Source organism: Schaalia sp. 19OD2882 (assembly GCF_018986735.1).
Taxonomy (GTDB): Bacteria; Actinomycetota; Actinomycetes; order Actinomycetales; family Actinomycetaceae; genus Pauljensenia.
The window spans coordinates 417792-430332 of record NZ_CP065521.1 but is presented as its reverse complement, the minus strand read 5'-3'; the positions used below and the strand labels follow the sequence as shown (position 1 = coordinate 430332).

Below are 12541 nucleotides of genomic sequence, written 5' to 3'. Positions count from 1 at the left end.
CTCTCAGAGCCTGAAGCCGAGGACGACGGCCAGGGCGAGGACGACCCCGCCCAGGACGTAGGAGGCATAGGTGCGGGCATGGCCGTTCTGGGTGAAGGCCACGAGGCGACCCGTTCCGGTCGACACCGCTGCCACGCCTTTCACCACGCCGTCGACGGCCGCGCTGTCGCCCACCGAGGCGACCCGGACCAGAGCCGATCCGGGGACCACGAAGACCGCCTCGTTGACCTTGTCCTGGTAGAGGTCCTCGCGGGCCGCGCGGGTCAGGGCCGATCCGGCCGGAACGGCGGTGGGCACTTCGGAGGCCGCGTACATCTTCCACGCCAGGGCCGCGCCCGCAAGGACGAGGACGAGGGTGCCGATCTGGATCGCAATGACCGGCAGGACCGGCTCGGCGTGGACGACTCCGCCGATGGCGGGCTCCAACCAGGTCGTGAAGACGTTGCCGATGGACAGCAGGCCGCCGATGGCCACGGCGCACACGGCGAGGATGACCAGCGGGGCGGTCATGAGGACGCCGGACTCGTGCGGGTGCACGGGGGCGCCCTCGGCCTCGGAGGTCCAGCGCTTTTGTCCGTGGAAGATCATGAAGAACAGACGCGACATGTAGAAGGCGGTCAGGCCCGCGCCCAGCATGGCGACCATGCCGAAGACCCATCCGGCCCAGGGGGCGGGAGTGCCTCCGAAGTGGTCGACGGCGAAGGCGGCCTCGATGATCTTGTCCTTGGACCAGAAGCCCGAGAAGGGCGGCACGCCGAGGATCGCCAGCCAGCCTGCCATGAAGGTCAGCCACGTGAGTTTCATGGCGGCGGACAGGCCGCCGAAGCGGCGGATGTTCACCTGGTCGCCCATGCCGTGCATGACCGATCCGGCCCCGAGGAACATGAGGGCCTTGAAGAAGCCGTGGGTGAACAGGTGGAAGATGGCGAAGGCCCAGCCGATGGGGCCAAGGCCCGCACCCAGCATCATGTAGCCGATCTGGCTCATGGTGGAGGCCGCCAGCACCTTCTTCATGTCGTCCTTGGCGGAACCGACGACGGCTCCGAAGACCAGGGTGATGGCGCCGACCACGGCCACGGCGGTCGCCGCCACGGGCGAGGCCTGGTAGACCGGGCCCGAACGCACGACGAGGTACACGCCGGCGGTGACCATGGTGGCCGCGTGGATGAGGGCCGAGACCGGGGTCGGGCCCGCCATCGCGTCACCCAGCCATGCCTGCAGGGGGAACTGGGCGGACTTGCCGCAGGCGCCGACCAGCAGGAACAGGCCGATGACGAGCATTGCGGTGCTGCCGGGGTTCTCGGCGGCGGCGTGGCCGATCTGCTCGATGTTCACGGTGCCGAAATTGGCGACCATCGCCATCATGGCGATGAGCAGCCCCATGTCGCCCACACGGTTCATGACGAAGGCCTTCTTCGCGGCCTTCGCATTGTCGGGCACCTGGTTCCAGAAGCCGATGAGCAGGTAGGAGGCCAGGCCCACGCCCTCCCAGCCGACGAAGAGCACAGCGTAGGAGTCGCCGAGGACCAGCGTGAGCATCGCGGCGATGAACAGGTTGAGGTAGGCGAAGAAGCGGCGACGGTCGGCGTCGTGCTCCATGTAGGCCACTGCGTACACGTGGATGAGGGAGCCCACGAAGGTGACCAGCATGACGAAGGTCAGCGAGAGCGGGTCGAGCATGAGGGCCACGTCCACACCGAAGTGCCATGCGGCATCGGCTCCGATCTGGTTGGCGGGGATCCACGTGAACAGGTGCTGGACCATGCGGCGCGACTCGGCGGGCAGGGCGAGCATCTGGGCGACGACGGCCACACCGACGGCGAAGGAGGACCAGGAGGCGGCGGTGGCCAGCCAGTGGCCCCACTTGTCGGTGGCCCGTCCGGCCAGGAGCAGCACGGCGGCGGTGACCGCAGGGATCGCGATCATGAGCCAGGCCCACTGGGCGGTGCCCGTGGCCGCGGTGGCGGCCACGGCGCCCGCGTGGGCGTGTTCGTCAGCCGCGACGAGGGCGGGGAGGAAGTGGATCGTCATGGCGTTACCTCCCTCAGTTCTTCAGCAGGTTGACGTCGTCAAGGCTGGTCGTGTTGCGAGCCTTGAAGATGGACACGATGAGGGCCAGGCCCACGACGACCTCCGCGGCGGCGACGACCATGACGAAGAAGGCCATGACCTCACCGCTGGGCTGCCCGTGGATGCGGGCGAAGGTGACGAAGGCGAGATTCGCCGAATTGAGCATGAGCTCGACGCCCATGAGCGAGATGACCGCGCTTCGGCGGACCAGGACGATGGTGGCGCCGATCGCGAAGAGGATGACGGCCAGGACCAGGTAGTACGCGAGGCTCACTTCTGCTCCTCCTCGGTGGTGGCGACCAAGGGCGCCTCGGTGGCGGGGGCAGCAGGTGCTGCCGGGGCGGCGGGCTGGTCGATGTGGGCACTGGGCTGGGCCAGTCCCTGTGGGGCACGGGCGCCGGGCATGCCCCACGCGCCCGAACGCGGCACCTTGGCCGAGGCGTCACGTGCGAAGTCCGATTCGGCGACGCGCCCGGCCCGCACGAGGGCAAGCGACGCGGCGATCGACTCGTCGACCTGGCTGATGGACCGGTCCAGGCCCTTGACCCGCAGGACTCGGGGCACCGACTCGGTGACCGGGCCCAGGGTCTCGCCGGACAGTGCCGGCACGTCCACGGCGTTGGAGTGGGCGTAGACGCCGGGGGCCGGCAGTTGTCCGACATGGCGCCCACGTTCCTTGAAGGCGCGCATCTTCGCCTCGGCCACTCCCCGCTGGTCGAAGCGGATGCCGAGATGGTCGGAGTGGGTGAGCAGCATGGCGCCGACGGCGGCGGTGACGAGCAGTGCTCCGGCCAGTTCCATGGAGAACCAGTGGTTGGTGAACAGGTCCAGTGCGAGGTTCTCGACGGGGGCGTCCGAATACGGGTCGATGCCGGTTTCGACGACGGCGGTACCCATGTTCGTGTGGCCGAGGACCCCCAGGGACAGGACGACCAGTCCGAGGCCGCCGAACACGGAGGCGACGATCGGGCCGGCTCCCTGCACCTGGTACTCGTCGGAGGCGCCCAAGCCGATCATCATGATGACGAAGAGGAAGAGCATCATGATCGCGCCTGTGTAGACGACGATCTGGACGGTTCCCAGGAAGGCGGCGCCGTGGGCCAGGTAGAGGACCGCCAGACCGATCATCACCCCGACCATGGACAGTGCGGCGTAGGCGGCCTTCTTGAAGAAGAGGACGCCGAGGGCGCAGGCCACCATGACGACGGCCACGCACCCGAAGAGGATCATCTCTGCGGTGGAGGCCATCTGGGGCCAGGTTCCCAACTGGTTCACTGGAGTGCCTCCTTGGAGACCGGATGTGCGGTGGCAAGGCTCGGGTCGTCGGGACGGTGCTCGCGCACCCAGTCGATCTGGGCCTGGGTGGGGCCGGTGACCTCGCCCCGGTAGTAGTCCGCGTCGCTCAGGTCTTCGACCTGCGGGTGCGGCGGGGCCAGCATTCCGTCGGCCAAGGGCACGAGCAGCTGGTCCTTCTCGTAGATCTCGTCCGCACGCCGGTACTCGGTGAGTTCGAAGTTGTGGCCCATGGTCAGTGCGCGGGTGGGGCAGGCCTCGATGCAGTACCCGCAGAAGATGCAGCGCAGGTAGTTGATCTGGTAGACGTTGCCGAATCGCTCACCCGGACTGTACTGGGCCTCGGGCGTGTTGGAGGCGGCCTCGACCAGGATCGCATCCGCGGGGCACGCCCAGGCGCACAGCTCGCAGCCGATGCACTTCTCCAGGCCGTCCGCGTAGCGGTTGAGCTGGTGGCGTCCGTGGAAGCGGGGCTCCACGAAAGGCCCCTCGAAGGGGTACTGCTCGGTGACGGTCTTGCGGAAGAAGGACGACAGGGTCACCCCGTAGCCGGCGACCGGGGCGAAGAACTCGCCCACGGGGCCCTTCGGGTCCTGCTCGTAGCGCAGGTGCTTGTCCGTGGCGTTGTCGCTCATCGCTCCTCCTCGGTGGCGGTCGCGGCAATGGGTGCCCGTCCCGCGCGGGGCGAGGGCGGTGGTTTCTGGCCGGGCATCGGCGGCACCGGGAATCCCTCGGCGAAGGGATCGAACTCCTCGTCCTCATCGGAGGCGTCGCCCTCGTCCTCGGGGCGGTCGAGGAACCACATGACGAGGATGACGACGACGAAGACGCCGGCGATGATCCCCACGAGGACCGGCAGGTCGATGGCCACCCACTGGGTGACGCCGCGCACCAGGGCGACGACCACCAGCCAGCCCAGCGAGAAGGGAATGAGACGCTTCCAGCCGAGCTCCATGAACTGGTCGTAGCGGAAGCGCAGCAAGGTGGCGCGCGTCCAGACCATGAGCCACATGAAGAACCACATCTTGAGGAAGAACCACAGCATGCCCCACCAGCCGTCGTCCATGAACGGCAGGAACTGGCTGATCGGCCACGGGGCGTGCCATCCGCCGAAGAACATCGTCGTGGCCACCGCCGAGACATTGAGCATGTTCACGTACTCCGACAGGAAGTACCAGGCGAATTTCATGGACGAGTACTCGGTCATGTGACCGGCGACGATTTCACCTTCAGCCTCGGGAAGGTCGAAGGGAAGCCGGTTGACCTCACCGACCATGGAGATCAGGTAGATGACGAAGGCGGGGGCCAGCGGCAGACACCACCAGAACTGGCCCTGGGCGGCGACGATCTGCGAGGTCGACATCGTTCCCGACATGAGGAAGACCGAGACCAGCGCCATGCCCATGGACAGTTCGTAGCTGATGACCTGGGCGGAAGAACGCACTGCGCCGTACAGGGGCAGGGTCGAGCGTGACGACCAGCCGCCCAGGACGATTCCGTACAGGCCCAGCGACGCCATGGCCAGGATGTACAGGACGGCCACCGGCATGTCGGCCAGCTGCAGGGGCGTGGAGATGCCGAAGATCGTGACATTCGGTCCCATGGGGATGACCGCGAAGACGCTGAAGGCGCACAGGGCGGCGATCGTGGGGGCCAGGAGGAACAGGAACTTGTCGGAGTTGCGGGTCCACATGTCCTCCTTGAAGAGGAGCTTGCCCGCATCCGCGATCGCCTGGAGCAGTCCGAAGGGGCCGGCGACATTCGGGCCCGGCCTGGTCTGCATGCGACCGACGGTGCGACGTTCCACCCACAGCGCCATGATGACGTTGAGGATGAGGAAGACCAGCAGGAAGACCGCCTTGATGACGGTCAGCCACCAGGTTTCCTGCGAGAAGTCCGCAGGACCGTATTGCTGGGCCGCGAGTTGGATGTTCACCGGGCCACCTCCCCAGAGGCGCTGAGGGTCACCACGGAGCCGGAGGCGCCGAGGGACACGTGGACGAAGGATTCGGGCGAGCATTCCGGCACCCACACGACCGCGTCGGGCAGGTCGGCGACGTGCACGGGAAGGGTGATGGCGCCGCGTTCGGTGGACACCGTGAGTTGCGGCCCGGCCAGGGCCGGCCGGAGTCCCAGCCCAGCCAAGGTGGCCGCGGAGACGAGGGCGACGGGGCGCCGTGCGCTTCCTGCCAACCAGTCGGCACCGGATTGCAGGCGACCCGAGTCGAGCATCGGCTTGTGGGTTGCCAGCAGAGCCTGACCTGCGGCAACACCTGTTGGGGCGGGGGCGGTGACGGCCTCGAAGGGCGCCTTGGAACCGCTCCATGTCATGACGGCGTTGACCTCGTCGTACAGGGCCTCCAGGGTCGCTCCCCCCAGGTCCGCACCGAACTCGCGTGCCAGGCGTGCCAGGACGTCGCGGTCGGTGAGGGACGTGGCCGAGATCGCCTGGCCGAAGGGACGCAGGCGCCCCTCCCAGTTGATCCACGTGCCGTGTTTCTCCAACTGCGGGGCCACGGGAAGGACGACGTCGGCCAGATCGGTGACGGGGCTGCGTGTGACCTCCAGGCTCACCAGGAAGGAAACCCTGCTCAATGCGACCAGGGCCTTCTCGGTGTCGGGCAGGTCGCGCACATCCACCCCGCCGACGACCAGGGCGCTCACGGAACCGTCGGCGGCTCCGGCCAACATGCCCTCCACGTCCAGGCCGCGCTCGGTCGGAAGGTCACCCCAGCCCAGCGAGGCGCCGGCCTCGCCCTGGGGGCGGCCGAAGGGCAACAGACCCGGAAGCAGGCCGGCCTCGATGCCGCCGCGCTCGCCCACGCGGCGCGGCACCCACTGGAGGCGGGCGCCGGTGCGCTGCGCCAGGGCGAGAACTGCCGAGAGCAGGCCCGGGGTGCGGCCGGCCCGTTCACCCACCAGGACGACCCCGTTTGCGAGGGACTCGGCAAGGGCAGCGTTCTGGGCGCCGGCCGCGATGGAGGCGACGACCTCGACCTCGGTCCCGGGGGCGGCGTGCAAGACGGTGGCACCGAGTTTGCGCGAACCGTTGGTGGTCATCGGCGCGACGGTGGCGACCTTCAAACGGCCCTTGCGGGTGCTCTTGTGCATGCGCAGGAACAGGGCGCCGCACTCGTCCTCGGGCTCCAAGGCGACCAGGAGCACCTGCGAAGCCTTCTCGACGTCCTCGTAGGTCACGCCCAGACCCGAACCGGCCACGACGGAGGCCAGGAAGGATCGCTCCTCCTCACTGGTCTCGCGGGCCCGCATGTCGATGGAGTCGGAGCCCACGACCGTGCGCGCGAACTTCGACCACGCCCATGCGTCCTCGAAGGGAAGGTGTCCGCCGGGCAGGAAGCCGATGGTCCCGTCCTGGCCGGCTTCGAGCAGACCCGCGCGAACCCGGTCCAGGGCGTGCGACCACGAGGTCGCAACCAGCCGGCCGTCCTGGCGCACGAGCGGCGTGGTGAGGCGCTCGACGCCGGTCCACTCGAAGGCGAAGCGGTCCTTGTCGGTGATCCACTCCTCGTTGACCAGCGGCTCGTTGCCGGCCATGCGACGCACGACCTGCCCGCGGCGCACATCGACCCGAATGGCGGAGCCGGAGGCGTCGTGTTCGGTGACCGAGGGGGTCGAGTGCAGGTCGAAGGGGCGCGAACGGAAGCGGTACGAGGCCGCCGTCAATGCGCCGACCGGGCAGATCTGGACGATGTTGCCCGAGAAGTACGAGGCGAAGGCACGACCCGACATGTCGGTGTCCGTGTCGGCCAGCGGACCCGCATTGTGGGATCCGATGATGCCTTCCTGGCCGTAGGGGCCGCAGATGCCCGCCGAATCGTTGCCTCCGGCCTCCGGGTCGTGGTAGCCGAGGACCGCGGTGTCGAAGGTGCCGATCTGCTCCCCCATGAAGTGGTGGTGCTCATTGGGCGCGGTTCCGCCGCCTCGACCCTGCAGGTCGATGAAGGGGTCACCGGCGATCTCCTTGCCGAAGCGCACGCAGCGCTGGCACAGGATGCAGCGGTCACGGTCCAGCAGGATGTGGCTGGTCAGGCGCAGCGGCTTTCGGTAGGTGCGCTTGACGTCGACGAAACGCGAGGTCGCCCGACCGTCGCTCATCGCCTGGTTCTGCAGGGGGCACTCGCCGCCCTTGTCGCAGATGGGGCAGTCCAGCGGGTGGTTGATGAGGAGGAACTCCATGACACCGTGCTGGGCGCGTTCGGCAACCTCGGAGGTCTCCTGGGTCTTGACGACCATGCCCGGCGTGACCGCCTGGGCGCAGGAGGGCTGAGGTTTGGGCATGAAGCGGATCTCGCCGGTGTTGCGGTCGGGCATGCCGACCTCGACCAGGCACTGGCGGCAGGCGGCCACCGGTTCGAGCAGCGGGTGGTCGCAGAAGCGTGGGATGCGGATCCCGGCCTTTTCGGCGGCGCGGATGACCAGCGTGCCCGCGGGCACGGAGAGCTTCACGCCGTCAATGGTGACGTCAACCATGGGGGACTCGCTCATCGGGCGCCTCCTCGTGCGAAGACCGTGGATGCCTCGTAGGGGAAGAGTTCCCTGGCGGGCGTGGTCAGACCGGCCTCGAACTCCTCGCGGAACTTGCTGATGCCGGACATGATGGGCGTGGCGGCCGCATCGCCCAGGGCGCAGAAGCTGCGGCCGAAGATGTTGCGGGCGATCTCGTCCAGCAGGTCGACGTCTCCGGGCCGTCCCTTGCCCGCCTCCAGGCGCAGCATGATCTGCTTGAGCCAGTAGGTGCCTTCACGGCAGGGAGTGCACTTGCCGCAGGACTCGTGCTGGTAGAACTCGATCCAGCGGGTGATGACGCGGACCACGGACACCGTCTCGTCGAAGACCTGCAGGGCGCGGGTGCCCAACATGGAGCCGGCGGCACTGACGGACTCGTAGTCCAGGGGTGTGTCCAGTTCTGCCTCGGTGAAGATCGGGGTGGAAGAACCGCCCGGGGTCCAGAACTTCAGCTGGTGGCCGGCCCGGATGCCGCCGGCCATGTCGATGAGTTCACGCATGGTGATGCCGAAGGGCGCCTCGAACTGGCCGGGGTTGGCCACGTGCCCGGACACGGAGAACAGGCCGTGACCCTTGGACTTGTCGGTGCCCATCGACGAATACCAGTCGGCGTCGTGGGAGAAGATCCCCACGACCTGGGCAATGGACTCGACATTGTTGATGACCGTCGGGCGCGCGTACAGGCCCGCGACCGCCGGGAAGGGGGGCTTGAGGCGCGGGTGGCCGCGGAAACCCTCCAAGGAGTCCAGCAACGCCGTCTCCTCACCACAGATGTAGGCGCCGGCCCCCGCGTGCGCGGTGATCCGCAGGTCGCCGAGCACTCCGGCGGCACTGGCCTCTTCGATGGCGTTCATGAGACGCCGGTAGACGTGGACGACCTCGCCGCGCAGGTATACGAAGGCGTGGTCGCAGCCGATGGCGCGGGAGGTGATGGCCATGCCTTCGACGAGGATGTGCGGGTTGGCCATGATCGTCGGAATGTCCTTGCAGGTGCCCGGCTCGGACTCGTCGGCGTTGACGACAAGGTAGCGCGGCCCTCCGTCAGCGGGGGGCAGGAAGGACCATTTGAGGCCCGTGGGGAAGCCTGCACCACCACGCCCCCGTAGACCGGAGGCCTTGACGGTCTCGACGATCTGCGCGGGTTCCATGGCATTCGCCTTCTTCAGACCCTCGTAGCCTCCGCGCGAGAGGTAGGACTCGAGGGTCCAGGAACGGTCCTCGCCCCAGCCCTTGGACAGGACGGGGGTCAGGGTGCTCGGTGCGGACCAGGTGCTCATGCCTGCGGAGCCTCCTTCTGCGCATTTTCGGCCGGGGTCCGGCCAGGGGGAACGGCGACGGGGGCGCTCCATCCGTTGTCGGCCGCGATGCGCAGGCCCAGCAGCGAGGGCGCTCCGGCGCTGGGTCCCTGGTGGACAAGGCCGTCAGGGAAGCCGGCCAAGGTGTGCTCGACCTCCGTGAAGGTGGGGACGCGGTCGGGTCCTCGGGTGGGTGCCACAGGGCGTCCGGCCTCCAAGTCGTCGACGAGGGCGATGGCGCTCTCCACGGTCTGGTTGTCGAAGAACTCCCAGTTCACCATGATGACGGGCGCGTAGTCGCAGGCGGCGTTGCACTCCAGTCGTTCCAGGGTGATGCGTCCGGAGGCGTTGGTCTCGTCCGAGCCGACTCCGACGTGTGCGGACACGGCCTCCCAGATCTCGTCGCCGCCCATGACGGCGCACAGGGAGTTCGTGCACACACCCACCAAGTACTCGCCGTTGGGGTGGCGCTTGTACTGGGTGTAGAAGGTGGCCACGGCGCTGACCTCGGCGCGGCTGATGTCCAGGACGTCGGCGCACAGGGCGATGCCGTCGGCGGAGACGTAGCCGTCCTCGGACTGGACCAGGTGCAGCATGGGCAGCAGGGCGCTGCGGGCGTGACCGGTCGGGTAGCGTCCGATGATCTGCGCGGCCTCGCCGCGAAGGCGGGCTTCGACTTCAGGGGTGTAGGTCATCGGTCGACACCTCCCAGGACAGGATCGATGCTGGCCAGACACACGACGACGTCGGCCAGCTGGCCGCCCTCGGTCATCATGGCCAACGATTGCAGGTTCGCGAAGGACGGGTCGCGGAAGTGGGCGCGGTAGGGGCGGGTGCCGCCGTCGGAAACCAGGTGCACGCCCAGGACGCCCTTGGCGTGCTCGACCTTCTGGAAAACCTGGCCGGCCGGGACGCGGAAGCCTTCGGTCACCAACTTGAAGTGGTGGATGAGGGACTCCATGGACTGCCCCATGATCTCGGCGATGTGCTCCAAGGAGTTGCCCTGGCCGTCGGTGGCCACGCTCAGGCGAGCGGGCCACGCGATCTTCGCGTCCGCCACCATCGTCGGGGCGCCCTCGCAGGCCTCCAGGCGATCCAGCACCTGGTCGATGATGCGGAAGGACTGGTAGCACTCGTCGAAGCGGACGACCACGCGGTTGTAGCAGTCGGACTTGTCGGTGGTGACCACGTCGAAGTCGAATTGCTCGTATCCGCAGTAGGGCTGGGACTTGCGCAGGTCGTAGGGCAGGCCGGCGGCGCGCACGGAGGGCCCGGTCATGCCCAGGGCCATCATGCCCGACAGGGGCAGGTAGCCCACGTCGACGAAACGCTTCTTGAAGATCGGGTTGGCCAGGACCAGGTCCTGCATCTGGCCGATGTCGCGGCGCACCTTGGGCAGTTTGCCGCGGATGTACTCGACCATTCCGCCGGGCAGGTCCTGGGCGATGCCGCCGGGGCGGACGAAGGCGTGGTTCATGCGCAGACCCGTGATGCGTTCGAAGATGCGCAGGATCTCCTCGCGACCACGGAAGGCGATGGTCATCATCGTCGTGGCACCCAACTCGTTGCCGCCGGTGCCGATGGCCACCATGTGGCTGGCAATGCGGTTGAGCTCCATGAGCAGGATGCGCACCAGGTTGGCGCGTTCGGGCACCTCGTCGGTGATGCCCAGCAGCTTCTCGACGGCGAGGCAGTAGGCGACCTCCTGGAAGAAGGGGGCCACGTAGTCCATGCGGGTGCAGAAGGTCACGCCCTGGGTCCAGGTGCGGTACTCCATGTTCTTCTCGATGCCCGTGTGCAGGTACCCGGTGTCGACGCGGGTCTCGCGCACGACCTCGCCGTCGAGTTCGAGGATGAGGCGCAGCACGCCGTGGGTGGAGGGGTGCACGGGGCCCATGTTGAGCACGACGCGTTCGGAGGTGATCTTCTCGATCTCGTCGAGGACGTCCTCCCAGTCGCCGCCCTGGGCGATGACCTCGGGCAGGTCCTCGATGTCGAGTCCGGCGGCGCTGGCGGCCGCCCGGATGTCGTGGTTGCGCACGTTCATCAGTTGTACGACCTCCGCGTGTCAGCAGGCGGCACGGTGGCGCCCTTGAACTCGACGGGGATGCCGCCGAGGGGGTAGTCCTTGCGCTGGGGGTGTCCCACCCAGTCGTCGGGCAGGGCGGTTCGGGTCAGCGAGGGGTGACCGTCGAAGACGATGCCCATGAGGTCCCAGGTTTCGCGCTCCTGCCAGTCGTTGCCCGGGTAGATGTCGACCACGGAGGGCACGTGGGGGTCCGCGTCGGGGCAGGTGGTCTCGATGCGGATGGAGCGGTTGTGGGTGATGGACTCCAGTTGGAGGACGGCGTGCAATTCGCGTCCGGCATCGGCCGGGTAGTTCGCGCCGTTGGTGCCCAGGCACATCTCGAAGCGCAGGTCCGGGTCGTCACGCAGCCACTGGCACACACGGCGCAGGTGCTGGCGCGGGACGTGGACGGTGAGTTCGTCCCGGTCGACGACGACCTTTTCGATGACCTGGGCCACGTCCAGGCCGGCCTCGGTGACGAGTTCTTCGAGGACGTCGACGACCTGGTCGAACCATCCGCCGTACGGGCGTTCGGACTCACCGGGAAGGAAGCTGCGGGTGACCAGGCCGCCGAAGCCGGTGGTGTCTCCCTGGTCCTTGACGCCGAACATGCCGACGCGGGTCGTCATCGGTTCGGCAGCGGCGAAGCCGCGTCGGGAGGGGGCGAGGGCGGCGCCCTCGTCCCCTGCAGCAGCGACGTCGGTGGTGGTGACCTCGTCACTCATGCCAGGAGTCCCTTCATGCGGTGGGTCGGGGTTGCCGCCAGAGCGGCCTGTTCAGCCTTGCGGGCGATCTCGCGTCGGTGGGCGCCCAGCGGCTCGGAACCGATGTGCTCACGCAGGGTGAGGATCGCGTGGAGCAGGGCCTCGGGGCGCGGCGGGCACCCGGGCAGGTACACGTCGACGGGGACGATGTGGTCGCAGCCCTGGACGATGGCGTAGTTGTTGAACATGCCGCCCGAGGACGCGCAGGCGCCCATGGAGATGACCCACTTGGGTTCGGGCATCGAGTCGTAGACGCGTCGCACGATGGGTGCCATCTTGTGGGCGACACGGCCCGAGACGATCATCATGTCCGCGTGACGGGGTGAGGCGCGGAAGACTTCGAGGCCGAAGCGCGCCATGTCGAAGCGGGGGGTGCCGGCGGCCATCATCTCGATGGCGCAGCAGGCCAAGCCCATCGTCACCGGCCACTGGGAGTGCTTGCGGGCCAGTCCCAGGACCTTCTCGACGCTGGTCAGGGCGATACCGGCCGGAATGGCCTCCTCGAGTCCCATGTGCGTTGGCCT

General features: G+C 68.1%; 11 protein-coding genes. All 11 read right to left on the bottom strand.

Annotated elements, in window-relative coordinates:
• Positions 1-3 precede the first annotated feature (3 nt).
• Genes nuoL through I6B53_RS01760 form a run of 11 tightly spaced genes read right to left on the bottom strand, consistent with a single transcriptional unit; the run spans position 4 to position 12529 of the window.
• Entirely contained in the window at positions 4-2031 is a 2028-nt protein-coding gene (gene nuoL, locus I6B53_RS01810; protein ID WP_216764585.1) for an NADH-quinone oxidoreductase subunit L, read from the bottom strand.
• A gap of 13 nt (positions 2032-2044) precedes the next feature.
• The gene (nuoK, locus tag I6B53_RS01805; protein ID WP_216764584.1) at positions 2045-2344 is read right to left on the bottom strand and encodes an NADH-quinone oxidoreductase subunit NuoK; all 300 of its coding nucleotides are present in this window, start codon (positions 2342-2344) and stop codon (positions 2045-2047) included.
• Positions 2341-3318 carry an NADH-quinone oxidoreductase subunit J gene (locus tag I6B53_RS01800; RefSeq protein ID WP_216765282.1) on the bottom strand — a complete coding sequence of 326 codons (978 nt, stop codon included), beginning with the start codon at positions 3316-3318 and terminating at the stop codon, positions 2341-2343. The genes nuoK and I6B53_RS01800 overlap by 4 nt, the downstream gene beginning before the upstream one ends.
• Before the next feature lie 23 nt (positions 3319-3341).
• Positions 3342-3998 carry an NADH-quinone oxidoreductase subunit NuoI gene (nuoI, locus tag I6B53_RS01795; protein ID WP_216764583.1) on the bottom strand — a complete coding sequence of 219 codons (657 nt, stop codon included), beginning with the start codon at positions 3996-3998 and terminating at the stop codon, positions 3342-3344.
• A complete protein-coding gene (nuoH, locus tag I6B53_RS01790; protein WP_253953924.1) occupies positions 3995-5299 on the bottom strand; it encodes an NADH-quinone oxidoreductase subunit NuoH in 1305 nt (434 codons plus the stop codon). The genes nuoI and nuoH overlap by 4 nt, the downstream gene beginning before the upstream one ends.
• Positions 5296-7869 carry an NADH-quinone oxidoreductase subunit G gene (locus I6B53_RS01785; protein ID WP_216764581.1) on the bottom strand — a complete coding sequence of 858 codons (2574 nt, stop codon included), beginning with the start codon at positions 7867-7869 and terminating at the stop codon, positions 5296-5298. The genes nuoH and I6B53_RS01785 overlap by 4 nt, the downstream gene beginning before the upstream one ends.
• Positions 7866-9167, bottom strand: coding sequence for an NADH-quinone oxidoreductase subunit NuoF (gene nuoF / locus I6B53_RS01780; RefSeq protein ID WP_216764580.1), 1302 nt, complete (start codon positions 9165-9167; stop codon positions 7866-7868). The genes I6B53_RS01785 and nuoF overlap by 4 nt, the downstream gene beginning before the upstream one ends.
• On the bottom strand, positions 9164-9880 hold the full coding sequence (gene nuoE, locus I6B53_RS01775; protein WP_216764579.1) for an NADH-quinone oxidoreductase subunit NuoE: 717 nt from the start codon (positions 9878-9880) through the stop codon (positions 9164-9166). The genes nuoF and nuoE overlap by 4 nt, the downstream gene beginning before the upstream one ends.
• A complete protein-coding gene (locus I6B53_RS01770; protein ID WP_216764578.1) occupies positions 9877-11232 on the bottom strand; it encodes an NADH-quinone oxidoreductase subunit D in 1356 nt (451 codons plus the stop codon). Before I6B53_RS01770 ends, nuoE begins: the two co-directional genes overlap by 4 nt.
• Positions 11232-11978: an NADH-quinone oxidoreductase subunit C gene (locus tag I6B53_RS01765; RefSeq protein WP_216764577.1), complete on the bottom strand. Its 747-nt coding sequence runs from the start codon at positions 11976-11978 to the stop codon at positions 11232-11234. The genes I6B53_RS01770 and I6B53_RS01765 overlap by 1 nt, the downstream gene beginning before the upstream one ends.
• Positions 11975-12529 (bottom strand): NADH-quinone oxidoreductase subunit B, encoded by a 555-nt coding sequence (locus I6B53_RS01760; protein ID WP_216764576.1) that lies wholly within the window; start codon positions 12527-12529, stop codon positions 11975-11977. Before I6B53_RS01760 ends, I6B53_RS01765 begins: the two co-directional genes overlap by 4 nt.
• Between the last annotated feature and the right edge of the window lie 12 nt (positions 12530-12541).

What these genes read in the sequence shown, in the direction of transcription:
- I6B53_RS01770 (WP_216764578.1), bottom strand. Translation starts at nt 11,232, where the DNA reads ATGAACGTGCGCAACCACGACATCCGGGCGGCCGCCAGCGCCGCCGGA.
- nuoE (WP_216764579.1), bottom strand. Translation starts at nt 9,880, where the DNA reads ATGACCTACACCCCTGAAGTCGAAGCCCGCCTTCGCGGCGAGGCCGCG.
- I6B53_RS01765 (WP_216764577.1), bottom strand. Translation starts at nt 11,978, where the DNA reads ATGAGTGACGAGGTCACCACCACCGACGTCGCTGCTGCAGGGGACGAG.
- nuoF (WP_216764580.1), bottom strand. Translation starts at nt 9,167, where the DNA reads ATGAGCACCTGGTCCGCACCGAGCACCCTGACCCCCGTCCTGTCCAAG.
- nuoI (WP_216764583.1), bottom strand. Translation starts at nt 3,998, where the DNA reads ATGAGCGACAACGCCACGGACAAGCACCTGCGCTACGAGCAGGACCCG.
- I6B53_RS01785 (WP_216764581.1), bottom strand. Translation starts at nt 7,869, where the DNA reads ATGAGCGAGTCCCCCATGGTTGACGTCACCATTGACGGCGTGAAGCTC.
- I6B53_RS01760 (WP_216764576.1), bottom strand. Translation starts at nt 12,529, where the DNA reads ATGGGACTCGAGGAGGCCATTCCGGCCGGTATCGCCCTGACCAGCGTC.
- I6B53_RS01800 (WP_216765282.1), bottom strand. Translation starts at nt 3,318, where the DNA reads ATGGCCTCCACCGCAGAGATGATCCTCTTCGGGTGCGTGGCCGTCGTC.
- nuoL (WP_216764585.1), bottom strand. Translation starts at nt 2,031, where the DNA reads ATGACGATCCACTTCCTCCCCGCCCTCGTCGCGGCTGACGAACACGCC.